Raw genomic sequence first — 21,780 nt, 5'->3', positions numbered from 1 at the left:
GTTATGTAGATTATATCAATTTTTTTTAGATTAAACAATGATAAAATAAAATAAAATAGCTAGAATTTACTAGCTATTTTATTTCATCTAAACTATTCTTTGAAAAATAGTAAGGAATTAGGTTATCTAAATCCATTTCCTTATACTCATCTGTTTTTGAACTACCCAATATTATTTTAGTATCCTTTGTACTAAATTCTGCTATAACCTGTCTACATGAACCACAAGGACTAATGGGTTCATTCGTATTTCCTGTTATATATATAGTTCTTATACTTTTCAAATTTTTTGTAACGCCACTTGTTATTGCGTTACGTTCTGCACATAAACAAAGTCCATATGCAGCATTTTCAACATTTACACCCTCATATTCATTTCCATCTTGGTCAATAACTATTGCTGAAACTGGAAACTTTGAATATGGTACATAGGCCCTACAAAGTAATTTGTTTGCCTTTTTTATATAATCTGTGTGTGACATATATCACCTCTTTTAAAATTTAAGAGCTGTTTCTAATGCAGCTATTATCATATCATTGAAAGTTAATTGTCTTTCTTCTGCTGTTGTTTGTTCTCCTGTTACTAATGAATCACTTATTGTTAATAGTGTTAAAGCCTTAACTCCATATTTTGCTGCTAATGTATATAATTGTGCTGTTTCCATTTCTACACATAAGATACCAAAATCTGACCAATGTTTCCATGAATTTACATCGTCATTATAGAAAGTATCACTAGTTAAAATGTTACCAGCTTTTACACTCATTCCTCTTTCTTTTGCAATATTATATGCTGTTATAAATAGGTCTGGATCTGCACATGGTGCATAATCTTTACCACTAAATCTTATCTTGTTAATTGCTGAATCTGTTGAACTTGCCATAGCTAATACAACATCTCTAATTTTTACATTCTTGTTTGTTGATCCTGCTGTACCTATTCTCATTAGTACACGACAACCATATTCAGTTATTAATTCATTAACATATATACCTATTGATGGTACTCCCATACCTGTACCTTGTACTGAAACTCTTTTACCCTTATATGTTCCAGTAAATCCTAACATACCTCTAACATTAGTGTATAAAACTGGATTTTCTAAAAATGTTTCTGCAATATATTTTGCTCTTAGTGGATCTCCTGGTAATAATACTACTTCTGCAATATCTCCTTTATTTGCTCCTATATGTGGTGTTGCCATTTATTTACCTCCTATTTTTTTTACTATATTTATACCTGATGATGTTCCTAGTCTTTCTGCTCCTAATTCTATATACTTAACTGCATCTTCATAAGTTCTAACTCCACCTGATGCTTTAACCTTAGCTCTATTTCCAACTGTTTCTTTCATTAATTTTACATCTTCAAATGTTGCACCACCTGTACCAAATCCAGTTGAAGTCTTAACAAAGTCTGCATTTGCATTAAGTGCTAACTTACATGCTTTAACTTTTTCTTTGTCAGTTAAATAACAAGTTTCTATTATTACTTTTAACACATTATTCCCTATAGCTTCCTTTATTTGTCTTATTTCCCCTTCGACATAGCTATATTCTTGTGCTTTTAACATACCAACATTGATTACCATATCAATTTCAGAAGCTCCATCTTCTATGCAAGTTTTTGCTTCATAAACTTTAGCTTTAGTCGACATTGCTCCCAATGGGAAACCAATAACTGCTGCTATTTTAACGCCTGTATTTTTTAATATTTCACTACATTTTTTTACATAACATCCATTTACGCATACTGAATAAAATTTATATTCTATTGCTTCACTACATAATTTTTCTATTTCTTTAGGACTTACAGTAGTTTTTAAAACTGTATGATCTATATATTTATTTATTTCCATATTACTTCCTATTCTATTATTTCTAAAATTGTTTTTGGATTTTCAACCTTTTCATCTGTTATTACATATGCATCTAATATTAACGCTTTTGAATCTTCAACAAATTTATCATCGTTATATTCTATTTCACATATAACTTCACCTTTTTCAACTTTATCTGCGACTTTCTTAATTACTTTAAGACCTACTGCATGATCTATTATTGATTCTTTTGTTGCTCTTCCTGCACCTATTACCATAGCTGCCTTACCTATTTCTTCTGTCTTTATTCTTTTTACATAACCTGATTTATCTGCTTTAACTTGTAACTTGTGCTTTGCTTGCGGTAAAAGAGTATAGTCATTAACTAGATCTCCATTTCCTCCACTTTGTACGATGAACTCTTGCAATTTTTTAAGAGCTAAACCTGATTTTATTACATTATCTATTAAAGGCCATCCTTTTTCTATATTCTCAATTTCTCCCTTTGCTTTAAGTGCAAGTGATGCAATTGTATATACTACTTCTTTTAAATCTGGCATTATATTACCTTTAAGTGCTTCTATACCTTCAATAACTTCATTAGCGTTACCTATATTTCTACCTAAAGGTTCATCCATATTTGATACAACTACATTTGTTTTTCTACCAGCACCTTTACCTATTGTAATCATTCTTTTTGCTAATTCTTTTGCATGGTTTAAATCTTTCATAAATGCTCCGTCACCAACTTTAACATCTAGGATTATGATATTAGATGTTATTGCAAGTTTTTTACTCATTATACTACTTGCTATTAGAGGGATTGATGGAACTGTTGCACTTACATCTCTTAATGAATATATTTTTTTATCAAGAGGTACTATTTTATCGCTATAACCCATAAGACCTATACCTGTTTTATTGGCAATATTCATCAATTGTTCTTTAGTTTCTGAGAATCTAAAGTTTTCTATTGATTCAAATTTATCTATAGTTCCTCCTGTATGTCCAAGTCCCTTACCTGACAATTTAGCTGTTGCCATTCCTAGAGCAGCTATTATTGGTGCTAAAACTATTGTAACCTTATCTCCTACTCCTCCAGTACTATGCTTATCAACTAAAAATTTATTAATCTTATCAAAACTAATAATATCTCCTGAATCTCTCATTTTTTTTGTGAATTCTACTAGCTCTTTATCTGTCATATCGTTAAAATATGTTGCCATTAAGAAAGCTGATAATTGGTAATCTGGTACATTACCTTTTTGACATTCATCCAAAAGAAAATCTATTTCTTCCTTTGTTAATTCAATATTATCTCTTTTCTTTTCAATTATATCAACTATCCTCATTTTTATTACCCTCACTTTTAATATGGAATAAAAAAACAGCATAAGCTGTTTTTTTAAAGTAGAAAAGCATTACGCTTTTCTACTTAAACTTAACTTATTTTGCTACTTGATCTGTAACTTTTATTTCTCCTGATTTAATCTTTTCAGCTAGTTCTTTTAATTTAGCTTGAATTTCTGGAGTTACTACATCTTTAGTGAATTCAAAGTCAGTTGTACTTACACCGTCATCAGCTAATCCGAAACGTCTTACACCTGGTTCAAATTTACCTTCAAGTGTATCTTTTATTATTGCGAATATTGCATTATCAACGTGTTTAACCATTGATGTTAAGATTATTCCTGGTTCTTCACCATCTTGGTTAGAGTCAACACCTAATGCATATACGTGTTTTTCTTTAGCAGCTTGGAATACTCCAGCTCCTGATGCACCTGCAACTTGGAATAAGATATCTGCTTTCTTACCAACTAATGTTTCAGATAAAGTCTTAGCAGTTTGTGGGTCATTGAATGGATTATTTCCATTAATGAATACTGGTAATACATTTATATTAGGATTTACATATTTTGCACCTTGTTCAAATCCAGCTTGGAATCTCCATATAACTGGTGCTTGACATCCTCCAACAAATCCTATTGTATTTGTCTTTGTTACCATTGCTGATAATGCACCTAATAAGAATGAACCTTCTTGTTCTTTAAACATTAATGAAACTACATTTGGTAATGCTGGTGTTTCATCGTCAACTAAAGCAAATTTTTGTTTAGGGAACGCTTTAGCAGCTGCAACAAGTGCGTCTCTCATGTTGAATCCAACACCTATAATTATTTCATAATCACCTTGTTCAGCGTATTGGAATAATTGATTTTGAGCTTCAGCTGATGGGTCTTTTGGTTCATATTCACTAAATTCTACATTTAGCTTTTCTTTTGCCATTTGTAAACCACGATATGCTGAATCGTTAAATGATTTATCCCCTTTACCACCTGTTGAATAAACAATAGCAACTTTCTTAGGAGCAGCAACTTCTGCTTTTGCTTCTTGTTTTTGATTACATGAAATAAGTGTTATCATTGTTAACACTGTTCCAATAAATGCTAAAATTCTTTTCATTAAACTTTCCTCCTATTAATTAAATATTTAGCTAATAAAGTATACCTTGAAATAGTTTTAATTGCAATTATTTTTCGTATGGTTTTCCATCTTCCTTAGGTGGTCTTGCCTTACCTACGAATCCTATTAGAACTAATATTGTTAATATGTATGGTATCATTTCTATAAATTGTTGTGGCACAGGTAATGCTAGTGCCTTTGCATTATTAGAGAATGCTTGACCAAATGAGAACAATAATGATGCTAATATTGCCCCTAATGGATTCCATTTACCGAATATCATTGCAGCTAACGCCATAAATCCACGACCTGCTGTCATGTCTTTTATAAAGTTTTGTAATATTACTGTTGACATATATGAACCACCAAGTCCTGCATACATCCCTGATAATATTACACCTATATATCTATATTTATATACATTTATACCTACTGTATCAGCAGCTAATGGATGTTCTCCTACTGTTCTTAATCTTAATCCAAATACTGTTTTGTATACAACAAAGTATGTTATAATCGCAAGTACATATACAAATGTCAATACTATCATACTGTTAGCACCGTTTTTTGCCTTATCTGTAGACCCTGCAACATGGAATATTACCTTGATTAAGAAACTTGTAGTTGATGCAGCAAATAAGTTTACTGCTACCCCACTTACTATTTGATTTCCTTTAAGATGGATACTAATTACAGCATGAATTAATGAAACTAAACCACCTACTATTATACCAACAAATATACCTAGGTATGGATTACCAGTGAAGATGTTTACACATGCTGCTGCAAATGCTCCTGTTAACATCATACCTTCAAGTCCTATATTTACTACCCCTGATAATTCACATAAACATGCTCCAACTGCTGTTATTAAAATAGGAGGTGCTATAACTATTGCTTGTTTTATAATTAATATTAAAGTATCCATATTACATCTTACCTTCTTTCTTCTTTAACAAATAATAGAACATATTTTCTGCAGCTACTAATATTACAATTAGTGCTTGTATTATATACACTATTTCTTTATCTAACTTATAGTTTATTTGTAGTGTTTGTCCACCTATTTCCAAAGTTGCATAGAATATTGATGCAAATATTATACCTATAGGATTATTTTTACCTAGTAATGAAACAGCTATACCTGTAAATCCAAAGTCTCCCATTATACCATCAGTATAAATATAGAATGTTGAACCTCCTAATATTCTTTCTGCTCCACCTAATCCTGCAATCGCACCTGCAATACCCATTGCAATAAATGATATTACTTTAGGATTAATTCCTGCATTTTCTGATGATGTTGGATTATATCCCACTGCTCTTATCTTATATCCTAATGATGTCTTCTTGAAGAAGTAATATGTTAAAATACATAATACTATCGCTATTATAAAACCTATATTTAATGATTGTTTTGTAATATCTTTAAATATTGTAGGTAATTTAACCGCATCACACAATGGTGCTGATTGAGTATTACCAGAAACTGGATCTTTTAAAGGCCCTGTTAACAGATAATTTTGAAATGGCATTATTATATAATTTAACATTATTGTACTAATAACTTCATTTATTCCAAATATTGATTTTAATAATCCTGCTACACCTGCCCATAAGAATCCAAATAATATGGCTACTAGTAAGGCTACTATTAAACTTCCAAACATATTATGGCAATATAGACCTACTATTGTTGCTCCTATTCCACCTGCCATCATTTGTCCTTGCACACCTATATTAAACATACCACACTTAAATGCGAATAATACTGATAGAGATGAGAACATTAACGGAGTTGCAAATACTAATGTTTTTGCTAAACCATTAAATCTAAACACCCTTGATGTTTGATATAGAGCTGCTTTAAACATACTTCCATACGCTAATAGTGGATTTACACCTCTTGCTGCTATTATTATAGCCCCTATAACTAATGCTACTAATACAGATAATAGTGATGGTAGTAGTGAATATAATGCATCCTTTAATTTTTTATTCATCTATTTTTCCCCCTGCCATAAGTATACCTAACTTTTCTATTGTTGCATCTTCTCTATTTAGAATTCCAACTAATTTACCTGAATACATAACAGCTATTCTATCACTTAGTGCCATTATTTCAGACAATTCAGCTGATACTAGTAAAATAGCTTTTCCTTTTGTTCTTTCATGTAAGATAGTATTATGTATCATTTCAATAGCCCCTATATCTACACCACGTGTAGGTTGTGCTGCTATTATGAACTTATTTTCTTTTTCTAATTCTCTTGCAATAACAACTTTTTGTTGGTTTCCACCTGACAATCCTCCATAAATTACGCTTGGATCTGTGGGTCTTATATCATATTTTTGAATATATTCTTTTACTGCTCTATCTATTTTTTTAGAATTTAATATACCTTTATTTACATATGGTTCTAATACACCTAATATTAAATTTTCCTTAACTGTAAATTCATTAATAATAGCTCTTTTATGTCTATCTTCTGGTATATGTGCTAATCCTGAATCACGTATAAATTTAGGTTTTTGATTATATACACTAACATTATCAATAGTATATTTACCATTATTAGAATTTGATTTTCTTAATCCTGCTAAAACTTCTATTAATTCTGTTTGACCATTACCTTCAACACCTGCAATACCTAATACTTCACCTTTTCTAATGCTAAAGCTTATATCATTAACTTTATCTATTCCTAGGTCATTTTTTGCACATATATGGTCAACTTCAACTAATGTATCACCTATTTTTACTGGTTCTTTCTTTATATTAAATAATACTTGTCTTCCTACCATCATATTAGCTATAGTTTCTTTTGTAGCTTCACTTGTTTTTAGTTCACCTACATCTTTTCCACGTCTTATTACTGTAATATTATCAGACAAGTCTAATACTTCTTGTAATTTGTGTGTTATGAATATTATAGTCTTTCCTTCTTTTATTAAGTTTCTCATAATACCATATAATTCTATAACTTCTTGTGGTGTTAGAACGGCGCTCGGTTCATCAAATACTAATAATTCTGCACCTTTAAATAGTATTTTTAAAATTTCTACTCTTTGTTGAACTCCAACTGATAAATCTCCAACTAAAGCATCTGGATCTATATTTAACCCATATTTTTCTGAAACTTCTTTAACATCTCTTCTTGCTTTATCTATGTCAAATAGAATTTTTGCCTTTTTAGGTTCAAACCCTAATACCATATTTTCAGCTACTGTTAGCGTTTCAACTAGCATAAAATGTTGATAAACCATCCCTATTCCTAGCTTTGCTGCTATTGTTGGAGTAGATATATCAACTTTTTCACCTTTGTAGTAAATTTCACCCGATGTTAAATCATATAATCCATTAAGTATTTTCATAAGTGTAGATTTCCCAGCACCATTTTCTCCTACTATTGCATGGATCTCACCTTTACGGATTTTAAGATTTATATCATCATTTGCGACTATTTTACCTCCAAAGAATTCCTTACGTATATTTTTCATTTCTAAAATATAGTCACTCATACCTTATACTATCCTCCATTCATTTATTCACATTAATTATACCTAATATTTTAAAAAAAACAATTTAATTTTCAGAAATAGCCTTTGCTATTTTCTCTGGAACATATTTTTTTAACTCATCAATACTTGCGTTGAATACATTATCTACAGTTTTAAAATTCTTCAATAGTTCTTTTTTTCTCTTAGGTCCTATGCCTTCTATTTCATCTAACCTACTTTTTAGTACTCTTTTTGAACGCAATAGTTTGTGATAAGTTATACTAAATCTATGAACTTCATCCTGAAAACTTGTTATTAAATTAAATAACTTTTCATTGCCTTTTAAATCGTATACTCTTTCATCATCGCACAATCCATATGTTCTGTGTTTATTGTCCTTATACATACCAAAAACTGGTATGTCTATATTTTCTTTTGCTAATGTCTTTCGTATAACTCCAACATGAGTTTTACCACCGTCTAATAATATTAGATCAGGATATGGTGGATGATTTAATCTTCTTAAAATCACCTCTTTCATGCTGTGATAGTCATCTGGTCCTACAACAGTTTTTATCTTGTATTTCTTGTACATCTTCGTTTGTTTTTTACCATTAACGAACACTACTTGTCCTGCTACACTGTCTGCACCTTGTATATTTGATATGTCATAACTTTCGATTATTCTTGGATATTTAGGTAGGTCTAGCATTTCTTTTAAATCTTCTAATATTGCATTCAACTTTCTCTTTTCGTTAAAATATCTGCTCTTTTCATTTTCTAGATTTAAATTTGCTAGTTTTAATAAGTTATGTAGTCGTCCTTTTTTAGGAAAAACTACCTTAACATTCTTATTCTTTTCAGTTTTAAACCAACCCTCTAATATATCTTTTTTATCTTCATACATCTCATCTAATACAACAGTTTTAGGTGCCAATATCTTTTCATAATATCTTGCTATAACACTGTCTATTAAGTCATTATCTACTAATATATCTATTACTTTAGATGTTTTTGAAATTAATTTCCCATTTCTTATACTTAATATGCATATGAATAGCTTCTTATCATTTTTATCTATTGTAACAATGTCTTCATCATTTTCCCTTGTAGATTCTGTTATTTGGTATGCTAAAAGCTTTTTTAATGCTTTTATTCTTTCTCTTTCTATTATTGCTTTTTCAAACTCTAAATTCTCACTAAATTTTTCCATTCTTTCTTCGAGATATTTTAGAACATCAGTTTTTTTTGAATTTAAGAATAGTAATAGTTGTCTTACATTTTCTTGATATTCTTCTTTTATTTCAGGTTTTTTAAAAAAACTAGGGCCATTTGATAAATCTATGTGGTAGTCTATATATTCTTTTCCATCTTTATTTACTACTTTAACCTTAGTATCTTTTAATTTAAATACTTTTTTTAAATTCATTACAACTTCCTTCATATTAACATTAGGGAATGGGCCAAAATAATATGCATCATCGCTCACTCTTCTAACAACTAATATTCTTGGAAATTCTTCTTTTGTTATTTTTAAATATGGATATGTTTTTTGATCTTTTAATAAAATATTATACTTAGGTTTATGCTTTTTTATTAGATTATTTTCAAGTATGAATGCCTCTAATTCTGTATTGCATATGAAAAAATCTATATTTTCTATATTTTTTACTAGTTCCATTGTTTTTGTGTTATGTGTACCTGTAAAATATGAACTAACTCTATTTTTTAGATTCTTTGCCTTACCTATATATATTATTTCACCATTTTTATCTTTCATCATATATACCCCTGGATTCAAAGGTATATCAATTTTTTTTATATCCATTTTACTTTCCTATAATCTTATAGCTTATTTCCTTATTTAACATTTGCGATACTGTACAATATTTTTTAATATATTCTTTAATTTCACTAGCTTCCACTTCAGTTATCTCTTTGTCTATTTCAATATCAAACTTAAAGCTTCCGTCATATTCCAGATTAGATTTTATCTCTATATCCTTTATACCCTTTCTTAAATAATATCCTCTAACGCACATTAATGCACAACCACTAAGTGCTACTACTACATAACCAACAGGTGTTGTTCCTAATTTTTTGTCCTTATCCATTTCGTATAGGAAATCTTCTGTTGTTGCTTTTACAATAAAGCCAGTATTAGTTTTTGCTTCTACCTTGTACATACTTATCCTCCCATTCTTTCATATATTCTACTAATTTTTGCTTTTTTTTTCAACACAATATGGTATAATATTCGTTGGTGATAAAATTATGAAGAAATTTATTCTATTATTTATTATTCTTCCATTCATTTCACTTGCTTTTTCAGTTGCAATACCAAATGTTGCAATTGACTATGGGATTAAACAAGTTTTCCCTGTTGAAAAAGCAAAGTACGGAAGTAAGATTAAAGTCTTTAATCCTGATATTAAGATAGAAGATAATAAATTTAAGTTAAAAACTGATTATACAGCTAGTGTACTACTTAAAAAGTTTAAAGGTAATATGTATTTTGAATCTAATGTTAGATTTGATAATGTGACAAATGATCTTTATTTAGATAAAGTTAAATTAGTTAAAATAACTGATGGTAAGCATGAATTCATGCCTGAATCTAACTTTATCTCAACTGCTTTAATGAATAGCATATACCCTATTGTTGAAAAAAAGAGTATATACAACACTAAAGAACATTCACTAACAAAGTTATTACCTATCAATGATATTACTATAAATGATAATAAACTTTTAGTAGATTTTTAAAAAATGAGGGAATTTAAAAACCCTCATTTTTTCTATCCTAATCTTTGTCTTGCGTCTGTTGCTCTCTTTAAAGCTTGCCCTACATAGTTTATACATAACATCAACACTAAAATTAATAATGATGCTGGTAACCATACCCATAATTTTGATGAAATTATTTCTGGTTTTGATGCATATGTTATTAATGTACCTAATGATGGTGTTGCAGGTGGTAACCCATAACCTAAATATGTAAGTCCTGTTTCTATACCTATGTTACCTGCAAAAGTCAATGTTAAATCTACTAATATTATTGAACTAATATTAGGTAATAATTCTGTTAACATTATCTTAATATCACTAGTTCCTAATGTCTTTGATGCACTTATATAGTCTTTTCTAGCTTCTGATAATGCTTTTGATCTAATAAGTCTTGCTGTTCCTACCCACATAAATGCAGTTAGTATTAGTATAAACTTAAATGCTGTAAACTTTGGTACTATTGTTATAAATACAATTATTACCATTGTTGTTGGTAAGATTATAATAAAGTCTATAATACGCATTATTATATTATCTACTCTACCTGCATAATATCCAGATATTAAACCTATAGATATACCAATAATTTGTGAAATAAATGTTACACAAAATCCTATAATTATAGAATTTCTTGCACCTATTATTAATTGTCCTAAAATAGAACGTCCACCTGAGTCAGCTCCTAACCAGAATCCTTCTCCTGGTCTTGCATATTTATCTAATAAACTTACAGTCATTACTTCATCTTGATTAAGTAATGCTGAAGAAATAAATATTATTAAAATTAATGCTACAAGTATTATAAGTGACACTAATGCTATTTTATCTTTAATGAACTCTCTTTTTATGATTTCAAATCCAGTAGGTGCTTTGGTTATTTCTTTTTTTTCTTTCTTTTCCATTTTGCCCTCCTACTCTATTCTTATTCTAGGATCTACTATACTTAGAATTATATCTGATAGTAATGTTCCTAATAATGTTAAGATACCATACATTAATATTAATGCTGTTATAATACTGTAATCTCTTGAACTAATTGATGATATAAATAATTGTCCCATTCCAGGGTAACCAAATATTGTTTCAATAAATACTGATCCACCAAGTAAACCTGTTATAGTATAACCGAAAAATGCTGCAATTGGCAATAGTGAATTTCTAAATATGTGTTTTGTATACACCTTATTTACTGGAACACCTTTACTTCTAGCTGTTTTTACATAATCCATTTGTTTTGAATCTATAACTTCGTTTCTTAAATACTGTATAGTTCCTACTGTACTTAATAAAGCGTATGTTATTGATGGTAATAGAATATGATAGAATCTATTTATAATATATCCAAACGTTCCTGGTTTTAGTCCTAAATCAACTGACCCTGATGTAGGGAACAATCTTAAAGTATATCCAAATAACCATAACATTAGTATTGATAATACGAATGTTGGTATTGCATAACTTATATAGTTATATAATATTACAATTTTATCAAATTTAGACCCGTTATATCTACCTGCTAATATACCTAAAGGTATAGATATAGCATATGATAATATAACACTGAATAATGATAATATAAATGTATTATATCCTCTTTGTCCTATTAAAGTTGTAACTTTTAACTTATATGTATAACTTATACCCAAGTCTCCATGGAATAAGTTTCTTATCCATCTAATATATTGTATATACCAAGGATCATTTAATCCTAAAGATTGTCTTAATTCTGCTATTCTAGCTGGAGATATGTTAGGATCTATTAATCCTGAGAACGGATCTCCTGGCATCATTTTAGCTAATATAAAGACTAATATACTTAGTATTACAATTTGAGGTATCATAATTAAAATTCTTCTTAACGTTGTTTTCCACATTTTATTTCACCTCTTTCAATGCGACAAAATGTGTTTCATTTTTGTTAGTTTTATCTAATGGTATTAAATCAAATACTTTACCATTTTTATTGTAATACACATTTTCTTTTTCTTTGTATTCTTTTTCAACTAACAATCTATATTCTCTATTTTTATCCCTAGTTTCTGGATTTATATCAGGAATAGCCGCAATTAATCTCTTTGTATAAATGTGTTTAGGATCTGTATATATATCTTTTTTTATACCTTTTTCAACAAATCTTCCCCTATACATAATATATATTTCATCACACATGTGTTTTACTACACCTAAATCGTGAGAAATAAATATATAACTTAAACCAAATTGTTTTTGTATATCTTTCATATAATTTAAGACTTGTGCTTGCACTGATAAATCTAATGCAGACACTGGTTCATCAGCTATAATTAATTTAGGTTTAGTTGCTACAGATCTTGCAACACCTATTCTTTGTCTTTGACCACCTGAGAATTCAAATGGATACTTATATGCTGTATCTTCTGTCATCCCTACTATTTCTAATAGTTCTACAACCTTTCTCTTTTCTTCTTCTGGTGTCAATCTTTCAAAATTTCTTAAAGGTTCAGCAATAATATCTAGAACTCTTTTTTTAGGATTTAATGATGACATTGAATCTTGGAATATCATTTGTACATCTTTTCTATATGATGACTTTCTTTTAATTTTATTTAATGATATTTCTTCTCCTTTGTATAACACTTTACCTTCTGTAACTTTTTCTAATCCTATTATTGACTTACCTATTGTAGACTTACCACTACCAGATTCTCCAACAAGTCCATAACTCTTTCCTTGTTCTATTACCATATCTACACCATCAACAGCATAAACATAGTCTATTATTCTATTGAAAAAGCCTCCTCTAATTGGATAATGTACCTTTAGTCCTTTTACTTCCATTACTATATTACTCATTTATATCACTTCCATTATCAAAGTGGAAATTTTTGTAACATGTGCATCTTACAAAATGATTTTTTGATACTTCATGTAACACTGGATTTTCTTCGTGTTCACTCTTAGCTATCCATGGTATTCTTTCTGAAAATCTACATCCTTTTCTTGGTAAATTCTTTAATGATGGAACAGTACCTTGTATAACATGTAAATGTTCAGTTTCTTTATCTAATTGTGGTATAGAGCTTAATAGTGATCTTGTATATGGATGTTTAGGATTTTTAAATAATTCATTAACATCAGCAAGTTCAACTATTTCACCCGCATACATAACTGCTACCCTGTCAGCCATTTCAGCAACTACACCCAAATCGTGTGTTATTAAAATAATACCAGCCCCTATTTCATCTTCTAATTCTTTAATTAAATCAAGAATTTGTGCTTGTATTGTGACATCTAGAGCTGTTGTTGGTTCATCGGCTATTAATATATCAGGTTTACATGATAGGGCAATTGCAATTATTACTCTTTGTCTCATACCACCTGATAATTCATGTGGAAATCTATTTATAACTCTTTGGGGATTAGGAATTCCAACTCTTTCTACTAATTCTAATACCCTTTCTTTTCTTTCTTTTTCATTTAATTTTGTATGGTATAATAATCCTTCTTCAATTTGTTGACCTATTTTCATAAGAGGGTTTAATGCAGATAAAGGATCTTGAAAAATCATACCTATTTTATTACCTCTAATTTTATTATATTGTTCTTCATCGAGACCAACTAAATTTTTACCCTCAAATAGAATACTACCTTCTACTTTAGTGATATTTGGATCGTGTAGACCTATTATTGATGTAGCTAATGTACTTTTACCACATCCTGACTCTCCAACTATGGCAAGAACTTCGTTTTTGCACAAATCAAGCGTCACATCATCTACTGCATTGTAATAATTATCTTTAATACGAAAACCTGTATTTAAATTTTGTATTTTCAGCAATGTTTCACTTTCCAAACTATGACACTCCTTTCTCTCACTTCATATAGCTTTTAACTACTAGAATTCTATTTTACAATATTTTAAAGTAAATTACAAGGATTTAGGACTGTCAGTTAGTTTAAAATAGTTTACATTACCAAATATAATTATATGATAAGCCTCCCTTATACCCTCCTGTATTCTTACCTACAGATAAAGAAAATTTATGTTTTTCTTTTAAATTAACATCAAATTGCATATCTACATCATGTGTAATATAGTTGTTTGCTGGTTTTTCAACATTTTTGTTAAATATATTATACTTGTTTAAATTATTTAATCTTTTGTCTAGTGAATATCCTAAAGACAATTTAAACTTATTTTCTTTACCAAAAATATATCCAATTCTTGCTAAACCTCCTATGCTAGCATTTATTCCTTTTTTTAATTCTATCTTATCTTCATTTTGATCTAAAACATTAGAATCTAAATTAAATGTATAACTTGCTCTTACTCCTGGTTCAACAAAAAATGTGCTACCTAAGCTTGTTCTAATATCTATACCTCCATATACACCTAAATAATTTTGTTTAAATGCTTTTTCATATTCTACATTAGTATAATTAAATTTATGCTCTGTGTTAATTTTTAACTTATAATCTGGCATATATGATTTAGCATATATACCTACATTTACTCCATTTAATTTATTATTATTTATTTTACCATTAACATAGCCCATATTTAAACCTAATGTGGCATTATTACCTTCAAAATCAAATACTTTACCAAAATTAAATTTTGTATTTATGTTGTATTCATTTTTGTTACCTATAAAGTATGTATTATTACCTATTTCATATTTAGAATTTTCATCTTCTATACTTTCTAGGAAATTTTCACCACTTGTTTTTTCACTTGATACATTAAAATTTGATAATTCATAATTAATAGATTTAATTTGTAAATCTCTTAATTTATCACTTGTATCTATTACATATTTTTTCTCTTCATCTAAAGTTTTATATTTTATTCCTTCTGCGATACTTATGCTTGATAACACAAGACATAATAAATATATTTTTTTCATTTTTTCCTCCTATTTTGGCCAATATATTCCTTGTACTCTTTTATTTTTAGGAAAATAGCTCTTTTTAATTTTTTTTGATTGGTTACCTCCAAGACACAAATAACCATTATCATCTTCTGTGACTATAAAGGAACAATGACCTCTACCATTTCCATAATTTAGCACTAATATTGCACCGAATTTACCCTTCTTTATTTTATTGAAATATTTTCTACCCTCTTTTGAATAAAAACACTGTGATGAGGGTGATTTTAAACCAGTTTTTAGAATAAAGTTTACAAATGAAGCACACCATGGTGTTTTCATATCTCCATTTATTCCTCCACCTTCTTTATGATACATTCTTACCCTATCATTTAATTCTTGACCAGAATACCTACTCATATATTCATTGTATACATCTTTCATCCAAGTACATTTTGGATAATAGCTACTTTTCTCTTTATATGCTGAATATATTACTGGTAATTGCTTTTTAGCTTTACTTATGAATTTTTCAAAATCTAATTCTTTAGATAGACTTCTACCTATATCTAACCACTTATCTTTTATCCTATTATCATTTAGTCTTCCATAAAAATATCCCATTATGATTTTAGCTAGCGGGTAGATATTAACTATACATTCAATATCATTATCAACTACTGGTATACAATTTTCGTTATATAATTTTTTATCATCATACTTAGGCTTTAATTTTTCTCTAAAAAGTTTTATACAATGTATATCTATCCTTCCTACGTGGAGGTATGAGCTATACACATACCTTGCAAATCTATTAAAATATCTTTTTTCTAGGTCATAATATATATTTTTTATATCCTTGTAGTCCTCAAGACTATACTTTATATCATGATCAATTTTTGATATTTCTTTTAGATTGCTTGTTTTTTGATTAGGGTCTGTTATACTTATTACCCCACCAAAGGTACACATACATTTTGAATTACTTATTAACGCCGCCTTATCACCTATTGATATATTTTTCTTCTTTTCCCATACACCTAAAGTAGGTGCACAAACTTTATTAGCATGACATTCTTTAAATGGTTCTATCATCCTATCATATATAGTTGCACATGGTTTTGAATCTATATATTTTTTAGATGATATAACTAACAACTTACTTTCTGTACTACTCATCGTGCAACGTATTTTTGCACCAGAACATACTAATTTTTCTTTTTCTGCTTTATTATTATCTGTGTATAGAGCTTCATAAAACTTGTATATATTATAGCTAGACCTTAACCTCATATTGTATTCTAGAGAACTTCTAGTCGGAAACTTACCCTTTATTTTATCTACACTAGTCGTATTTTTTAAATAACTTTTGTACTCTTTATCATACATAAAATCAGATATTTTTCTTAATGAGTACTCCCTGTATGACTTATCACTTTTAAGTAATGATAGTATTACCTCAGATATATTAAATGGTTTTATTGAATGTAAGAAGCTATAATTTTCATAAGTTAAACCATTTTCATTTTCATCTAGGGCTAATAAGTAGTTTCTTAAAATATTTTGCTTATCATTTGGATATTCATCTAAATACTTACTTTCTACCCTAGTTATACTTTTAATTAGACATATCAATATTTTATCTAATAGTCTTCTTGCCCTTTTATACTTCCTTTTACCTTTTTTATCTAGACTATAGCTTTTAGCTATTAAGTCCTCATCTTTAAATAGTTTTAAGAATCTATAGTATTTTGTTTTAGGATATTCTTTTAATGGTAAGCTCTTACAGCTTAATTTTATATCATCCACATCAGCTAGGCCCATTTTTAATAAGTGTCTCTCACTAAATTCTTCCTTAGGTATACGTATTTTTATTACATCACTTATCTTATTAACAATAGCTTCCTTAGCCTTAGATTTAAATATGTTTTTAGCTATAGTCCCTATATTTTTTATTACCCCTTCACCTTCATACTTACAAGAAAGAAAACACAATGCATTTTCTAATTCTTCTAGTGGATCTTTAGAACGCATACAAAGGTTGTATAAAAAATCTATAGTATTCACATTATTTTCATTTTTAAAAAATTCTCTATAATCATCAAAATGCTCTTGTTTTACAATTTCCTTATTCTTCTTATCAACAGCTCTTAAAACTTCATTTAAATTCTTTTTATCTTTTTTATCTACTTTTGCATTAGTTGTATCCTCAAAATATTTTGTATACTTTTTATCACCATACTCATTATCAAATTTTTTCTGTAATATTTCATCAACTTCTTTATTATCATTAACTAATCTATGGTTATTATTACTATTATTATTCTCTTTTTTTATATACTCTTTTAGCTCATCTAATATCTTAGAATTATCTTGAGGTTGTTGAGGTTGTTCTTGTTTTACTGGTGCTTCTACTTGTTTTTCTTCATGTTTTTCCTCTTTTTTCTTTTCAAACATTTTCTTTATTTTTTCACTAGTCTCTAATATTTTTGCTAGTTGTTCTTTTAAATCTTTTGTAGACTTTTGACCTATAAATTCTTCACCAGTATCTATTTTTATCTCGTCTTCCTCTTTAACATTAGGAATTACCTTTTTTTTCTTTATTTCTCCTGTTATATACGTAATATCATAATTCATCTTGTCATCTATATAGTGGGTTATGGGAATTTTATTCTTACAATAGATTGCTTTTTTTGAAAATAGCTTCTTCACCTTTCTTATACCAAATATATGACAAGCAATTAATATTCCTGCTGCACTAACCGTTATTATATTTTTCATAAACTTTGCATCTTCAATAGTCTTATTATCCTCAATATATTCCATATCAATTGTTTCAAAAATATCATCAACGTATTTTTCTAATATATCTTTTAGTTCCTTTAACAGTACATATTTATCGTATTTTAAAACTATCTCATCTTGCTTTATACGACCTTCTTCACAATGCAATAAATAGCTTAAGTCTACATTAGGTTCTACTAAGTATATTTCATCCTTTTTCATTTTGTATCTACCTATTTTTTCTGAAATTATAGGTCCTTTTTCTGCTTTACCATATGAATAGTCTGATTTTAAATACTTTGTCGACATATCATCATAAAATTCATGTATCTCTTCTGGTATATTTTCATTTTCAAATTTTTTTAATTTCATATATCCCTCAATTGTTATATATCTTACTACCCTTAATTTTTACATCACTACTGCTATTTAGTTCTATGTTCCCTTTTTTTGAAACAATATCTACATTATCTGCATATAGCTGTAAATCTTGCTTAGACTCTATGGCAATATATCCATTACTTATCTCATTAACCTTATTAGTCGCTTTAATATTGATATCACTTGCATCAATATTAAACTTATTATCCTCTATCTCAATAGTGCTTTTACCATTAGTAAAATTCCTCTTATCATCGCTACAAAATCTATTACTTCCTTCATTATTAATGCAAAATGCAACTTTTGCATCATTTTCATTATTTGATGGAAAGTATACATCAACAATATCTCCTACATCTGGTGCTGGGAAAAATCCTGTATTAGACTTTGAATATGGTGTTGCAAAACTCAATATTTTCTTATTCTTACTCTTATCCTTAATGCTTCTTGAAAAATCTACTCTCATAGCTGCAACATCTCTATTCGCTACTACATCCACTACTTTTGCTTCTATAAACGTACCTTTAATATTTTTAACTGGGATATATTTGTACACACCTTTTTTACAAAATTCAACCTTACTAAAATATATATTCTTCTTTTGTTCTACCTCAAGTTTACATATATATTCACCCTGATATTTATCACCAACTACATACATTTCATCCCTTGTCATATAGTATCTATTCTTATTCTTACTTCCATTTTCTAAAATATTATTTATAGATATATTAGAAATATCCTTTATACCAAATACTACTACACCGTTATAGCTAGTATACACAACTTCTTGTATGTCATAGAGTATTCTTTTTAAAAATTCATAGTCAGTTTCATCGTATTGTATATATAGCCTATTTGTTTTTACTTTTAAACTATCAGAATACATATACTTTATTTTGTAATCTTTCATTATATTAGTTAATATATCAAGGTAAGTAATATCTTCATCTTGAAATATTTCATACTTTTTAACTTCATCTAATTTTTTAGTATTAGAATACGCTATTATACTAGCCCTTTTCCCATCTATACCAAATTTTGAAGTATATATTTCATAAATTACTCCTGTAAAATATTTTGTTTTATCTTCAATCTCTATTGATTTACCTTGTAATTTTTCTAAATTTAATATTTCTAACTCTAAATATATTTTGGTGTGTTTATTGAATTCGGAACTCAACTTAAATTCTTTTATTGTATATTCTTTTATTTCCTTATTATCTATCCTTATTTTCATTAGTATTCACCAAAATTTCTTTATTATCCCCTAAAAATTTTTGTAATAAATACAATTTAAATGTTGCATCTTTTTCATAGAATTTCTGTGTTAGCTTGTAGATGTATAACTTAGGAAAAAGATAGCTCATATCATCTATATTAACAAAAACATCAAAATATTTATCTTTTAACTTAATTAAGTCCGTTATTAAATCCTTACTTTTAACCACTCCGTTATCTTTGGTAAAAATCTTACATTCAACCAAAACTTGTATTCTGTTTTTATCGTTTATATAGCTCTGCTCTATATCTTGCATAATATTTATTTCTACATTTTCTATTACGCTATGTTCTATTAAAAGATTATCCATCTTTACTTCATATTTCATAGATTTATCCACCTTTCATAAAATGAAAATTCTTCTATATCTAAAAAAAGAAAATTATTAAAAAAATACTTACATTCAATTCCTATAGGTAAAAAATTATCTATTATCTCTTCCATTACATCTAATATATTTTTATCCTTATTGTAATCTAGGATGATGTAGAACATATTATTCTTTCTATATACCATATAGCTTGAAAAAGTGTTTCTAAGGCATGCAAAAAACACATACATACTGTCTTTTATATATCTTGACTTATACTTCCATTTAGAAATGATATAGTTTTTATCACTTCTTGATAAAGACAGTCTATTATTCATCATACTATATCTAATATATGCTAAGAGTTTAATGTAAAAATCGTATAATGCCTTATACTCCTCATTATCTAAATACATATTTAACATAGGTAAATTAACGTATGCTACATCTTTACCACTATTAAATCCTGATAAACTTAATTCAAAATACGGTATATACCCCTCATACTGTATGTTTTCTATTTTTTTTAAATATATGTACCACAAATACGGGTAAAAATTACTAGCCATATACTCTTACCTCGTATGTCGTTAAATTATTATTTAAATAATTTACTAAGTGAATAACATCATCATAATTTTGTATTTTTTCTAATTTTAAATATAGGTAACTGTTTTTTAATTTCAAAATTTGTTTGTTGTAATCTGGAATAATTAGATGTGATAGATTTTCATTTGAATAGAATAAGTCTTTTATAGTTATACCATAATTAACTTTAAATATTTTTACTATATCTTTCAAACTTACAATATTTCTTAATTTTAAATTATTAACCGTATAGTTTGATATGAACCTCTCATCAAATTTGGTAACCCTTAATATATTAAAGCAGTATAAATCATCTTTTGTACTAAATATTTTAACATTATCCTCATAATTTAATACATCATCTATGTACCTTTCATCTTCATGTAATAGGTAATAGTCAATATTAGATTTATCTAATGTGTATAGATATGAAATTTCATCTAGTATGGTTAAACTTTTTTTGCTTATTTGCTGTATCTTTTCTATATTCCAATATATATTCATATTAAAAACATAGTCATCATCAAGTCCATAATCAATAATTGCATCTGTTTTATCTTCTAAATAGTCAATATCCTCTAATATTTTCACCCTATACATCCTGTTAATATATCTTTTATCAAAACTTTGCCATGGTAAATTTGATAGTATAAAGGACTTATACAATATATTTACTTGCTCATTAAACCTTTCGTCTTTTTCTAGAATAAATTTAAATTTGAACTTTTCACTTCCTAATATATATTGTCCAATAAATGTCATGCCCTCTATGTCTTCTAACTCATAGTATTCTTTTTTTATGTATACACAATCATCAACATCTTGTACCATAGGAAAAAGAAAATATGAATATTTTTCATTATCTTTTTCTAGTACACAGGTATATATATTAGGTATACTTGTATCGTTATTTATCAGCTCCTTTAAATGACTAAGCCCTTTATCTAGCTCATTTTTTATCCTATTTTCAAATAGATCTGTATGTTCTAAAAAATCTTTTTTATCCATTTATATC

General features: G+C 28.0%; 21 protein-coding genes. 1 reads left to right on the top strand and 20 read right to left on the bottom strand.

All coding sequences use genetic code 11. From position 1 onward, the window contains the following. Positions 1–73: 73 nt before the first annotated feature. The 10 genes from cdd to IMK15_RS03615 all read right to left on the bottom strand — a co-directional run bounded on the left by cdd (position 74) and on the right by IMK15_RS03615 (position 9,969). Positions 74–481, bottom strand: coding sequence for a cytidine deaminase (gene cdd / locus IMK15_RS03660; RefSeq protein ID WP_192941931.1), 408 nt, complete (start codon positions 479–481; stop codon positions 74–76). A gap of 12 nt (positions 482–493) precedes the next feature. After that, positions 494–1,204: a purine-nucleoside phosphorylase gene (gene deoD, locus IMK15_RS03655; RefSeq protein WP_046328404.1), complete on the bottom strand. Its 711-nt coding sequence runs from the start codon at positions 1,202–1,204 to the stop codon at positions 494–496. Beyond that, positions 1,205–1,858: a deoxyribose-phosphate aldolase gene (gene deoC / locus IMK15_RS03650; protein WP_192941930.1), complete on the bottom strand. Its 654-nt coding sequence runs from the start codon at positions 1,856–1,858 to the stop codon at positions 1,205–1,207. It abuts the gene before it with no gap. Between the two features lie 8 nt (positions 1,859–1,866). Beyond that, positions 1,867–3,171 carry a thymidine phosphorylase gene (locus tag IMK15_RS03645; protein ID WP_192941929.1) on the bottom strand — a complete coding sequence of 435 codons (1,305 nt, stop codon included), beginning with the start codon at positions 3,169–3,171 and terminating at the stop codon, positions 1,867–1,869. A 94-nt stretch (positions 3,172–3,265) separates the two neighbouring features. After that, the gene (locus IMK15_RS03640; RefSeq protein ID WP_192941928.1) at positions 3,266–4,282 is read right to left on the bottom strand and encodes a BMP family lipoprotein; all 1,017 of its coding nucleotides are present in this window, start codon (positions 4,280–4,282) and stop codon (positions 3,266–3,268) included. 67 nt (positions 4,283–4,349) lie between these two features. Continuing rightward, a complete protein-coding gene (locus IMK15_RS03635; RefSeq protein ID WP_192941927.1) occupies positions 4,350–5,210 on the bottom strand; it encodes an ABC transporter permease in 861 nt (286 codons plus the stop codon). Between the two features lies 1 nt (position 5,211). Next, positions 5,212–6,285 carry an ABC transporter permease gene (locus IMK15_RS03630; protein WP_192941926.1) on the bottom strand — a complete coding sequence of 358 codons (1,074 nt, stop codon included), beginning with the start codon at positions 6,283–6,285 and terminating at the stop codon, positions 5,212–5,214. Then, entirely contained in the window at positions 6,278–7,804 is a 1,527-nt protein-coding gene (locus IMK15_RS03625; protein ID WP_046328398.1) for an ABC transporter ATP-binding protein, read from the bottom strand. The genes IMK15_RS03630 and IMK15_RS03625 overlap by 8 nt, the downstream gene beginning before the upstream one ends. A 64-nt stretch (positions 7,805–7,868) precedes the next feature. Next, complete coding sequence (gene uvrC / locus IMK15_RS03620; protein ID WP_192941925.1) at positions 7,869–9,611, bottom strand: excinuclease ABC subunit UvrC; 1,743 nt, start codon at positions 9,609–9,611, stop codon at positions 7,869–7,871. Between the two features lies 1 nt (position 9,612). Then, the gene (locus IMK15_RS03615; protein WP_046328396.1) at positions 9,613–9,969 is read right to left on the bottom strand and encodes an OsmC family protein; all 357 of its coding nucleotides are present in this window, start codon (positions 9,967–9,969) and stop codon (positions 9,613–9,615) included. Between the two features lie 88 nt (positions 9,970–10,057). Here IMK15_RS03615 and IMK15_RS03610 point away from each other — a divergent pair, with 88 nt between their 5' ends. Then, positions 10,058–10,549, top strand: coding sequence for a DUF1439 domain-containing protein (locus IMK15_RS03610; protein ID WP_192941924.1), 492 nt, complete (start codon positions 10,058–10,060; stop codon positions 10,547–10,549). Positions 10,550–10,581: 32 nt separating this feature from the next. On the opposite strand, the gene IMK15_RS03605 is transcribed toward IMK15_RS03610, so the two are convergent. From IMK15_RS03605 to IMK15_RS03560, 10 genes are all read right to left on the bottom strand, one after another. Then, positions 10,582–11,472: an ABC transporter permease gene (locus tag IMK15_RS03605; RefSeq protein WP_046328394.1), complete on the bottom strand. Its 891-nt coding sequence runs from the start codon at positions 11,470–11,472 to the stop codon at positions 10,582–10,584. A gap of 9 nt (positions 11,473–11,481) precedes the next feature. Continuing rightward, positions 11,482–12,444: an oligopeptide ABC transporter permease gene (gene opp4B / locus IMK15_RS03600; RefSeq protein WP_192941923.1), complete on the bottom strand. Its 963-nt coding sequence runs from the start codon at positions 12,442–12,444 to the stop codon at positions 11,482–11,484. Position 12,445: 1 nt separating this feature from the next. Then, positions 12,446–13,402 (bottom strand): ATP-binding cassette domain-containing protein, encoded by a 957-nt coding sequence (locus IMK15_RS03595; RefSeq protein WP_192941922.1) that lies wholly within the window; start codon positions 13,400–13,402, stop codon positions 12,446–12,448. After that, complete coding sequence (locus IMK15_RS03590; RefSeq protein ID WP_192941921.1) at positions 13,395–14,402, bottom strand: ABC transporter ATP-binding protein; 1,008 nt, start codon at positions 14,400–14,402, stop codon at positions 13,395–13,397. The genes IMK15_RS03595 and IMK15_RS03590 overlap by 8 nt, the downstream gene beginning before the upstream one ends. Before the next feature lie 118 nt (positions 14,403–14,520). Further along, complete coding sequence (locus IMK15_RS03585; protein WP_192941920.1) at positions 14,521–15,456, bottom strand: hypothetical protein; 936 nt, start codon at positions 15,454–15,456, stop codon at positions 14,521–14,523. A gap of 9 nt (positions 15,457–15,465) precedes the next feature. Beyond that, positions 15,466–18,576: a PAAR-like protein gene (locus IMK15_RS03580; RefSeq protein ID WP_192941919.1), complete on the bottom strand. Its 3,111-nt coding sequence runs from the start codon at positions 18,574–18,576 to the stop codon at positions 15,466–15,468. Between the two features lie 7 nt (positions 18,577–18,583). Continuing rightward, the gene (locus IMK15_RS03575) at positions 18,584–19,825 is read right to left on the bottom strand and encodes a hypothetical protein (protein ID WP_192941918.1); all 1,242 of its coding nucleotides are present in this window, start codon (positions 19,823–19,825) and stop codon (positions 18,584–18,586) included. Next, positions 19,806–20,195 carry a hypothetical protein gene (locus IMK15_RS03570; protein ID WP_192941917.1) on the bottom strand — a complete coding sequence of 130 codons (390 nt, stop codon included), beginning with the start codon at positions 20,193–20,195 and terminating at the stop codon, positions 19,806–19,808. Before IMK15_RS03570 ends, IMK15_RS03575 begins: the two co-directional genes overlap by 20 nt. After that, on the bottom strand, positions 20,192–20,746 hold the full coding sequence (locus tag IMK15_RS03565; protein WP_192941916.1) for a hypothetical protein: 555 nt from the start codon (positions 20,744–20,746) through the stop codon (positions 20,192–20,194). Before IMK15_RS03565 ends, IMK15_RS03570 begins: the two co-directional genes overlap by 4 nt. Beyond that, positions 20,739–21,773 carry a hypothetical protein gene (locus IMK15_RS03560; protein ID WP_192941915.1) on the bottom strand — a complete coding sequence of 345 codons (1,035 nt, stop codon included), beginning with the start codon at positions 21,771–21,773 and terminating at the stop codon, positions 20,739–20,741. The genes IMK15_RS03565 and IMK15_RS03560 overlap by 8 nt, the downstream gene beginning before the upstream one ends. Positions 21,774–21,780: the final 7 nt, after the last annotated feature.

The sequence above is a fragment of the Sneathia sp. DSM 16631 genome, assembly GCF_014892235.1.
Taxonomy (GTDB): domain Bacteria; phylum Fusobacteriota; class Fusobacteriia; order Fusobacteriales; family Leptotrichiaceae; genus Sneathia; species Sneathia vaginalis.
This window is presented reverse-complemented; position numbering and strand designations above follow the sequence as displayed.

Coding starts and splice junctions, on each gene's coding strand:
- cdd (WP_192941931.1), bottom strand. CDS start 481: ATGTCACACACAGATTATATAAAAAAGGCAAACAAATTACTTTGTAGG.
- deoD (WP_046328404.1), bottom strand. CDS start 1,204: ATGGCAACACCACATATAGGAGCAAATAAAGGAGATATTGCAGAAGTA.
- deoC (WP_192941930.1), bottom strand. CDS start 1,858: ATGGAAATAAATAAATATATAGATCATACAGTTTTAAAAACTACTGTA.
- IMK15_RS03645 (WP_192941929.1), bottom strand. CDS start 3,171: ATGAGGATAGTTGATATAATTGAAAAGAAAAGAGATAATATTGAATTA.
- IMK15_RS03640 (WP_192941928.1), bottom strand. CDS start 4,282: ATGAAAAGAATTTTAGCATTTATTGGAACAGTGTTAACAATGATAACA.
- IMK15_RS03635 (WP_192941927.1), bottom strand. CDS start 5,210: ATGGATACTTTAATATTAATTATAAAACAAGCAATAGTTATAGCACCT.
- IMK15_RS03630 (WP_192941926.1), bottom strand. CDS start 6,285: ATGAATAAAAAATTAAAGGATGCATTATATTCACTACTACCATCACTA.
- IMK15_RS03625 (WP_046328398.1), bottom strand. CDS start 7,804: ATGAGTGACTATATTTTAGAAATGAAAAATATACGTAAGGAATTCTTT.
- uvrC (WP_192941925.1), bottom strand. CDS start 9,611: ATGGATATAAAAAAAATTGATATACCTTTGAATCCAGGGGTATATATG.
- IMK15_RS03615 (WP_046328396.1), bottom strand. CDS start 9,969: ATGTACAAGGTAGAAGCAAAAACTAATACTGGCTTTATTGTAAAAGCA.
- IMK15_RS03610 (WP_192941924.1), top strand. CDS start 10,058: ATGAAGAAATTTATTCTATTATTTATTATTCTTCCATTCATTTCACTT.
- IMK15_RS03605 (WP_046328394.1), bottom strand. CDS start 11,472: ATGGAAAAGAAAGAAAAAAAAGAAATAACCAAAGCACCTACTGGATTT.
- opp4B (WP_192941923.1), bottom strand. CDS start 12,444: ATGTGGAAAACAACGTTAAGAAGAATTTTAATTATGATACCTCAAATT.
- IMK15_RS03595 (WP_192941922.1), bottom strand. CDS start 13,402: ATGAGTAATATAGTAATGGAAGTAAAAGGACTAAAGGTACATTATCCA.
- IMK15_RS03585 (WP_192941920.1), bottom strand. CDS start 15,456: ATGAAAAAAATATATTTATTATGTCTTGTGTTATCAAGCATAAGTATC.
- IMK15_RS03580 (WP_192941919.1), bottom strand. CDS start 18,576: ATGAAATTAAAAAAATTTGAAAATGAAAATATACCAGAAGAGATACAT.
- IMK15_RS03575 (WP_192941918.1), bottom strand. CDS start 19,825: ATGAAAATAAGGATAGATAATAAGGAAATAAAAGAATATACAATAAAA.
- IMK15_RS03570 (WP_192941917.1), bottom strand. CDS start 20,195: ATGAAATATGAAGTAAAGATGGATAATCTTTTAATAGAACATAGCGTA.
- IMK15_RS03565 (WP_192941916.1), bottom strand. CDS start 20,746: ATGGCTAGTAATTTTTACCCGTATTTGTGGTACATATATTTAAAAAAA.
- IMK15_RS03560 (WP_192941915.1), bottom strand. CDS start 21,773: ATGGATAAAAAAGATTTTTTAGAACATACAGATCTATTTGAAAATAGG.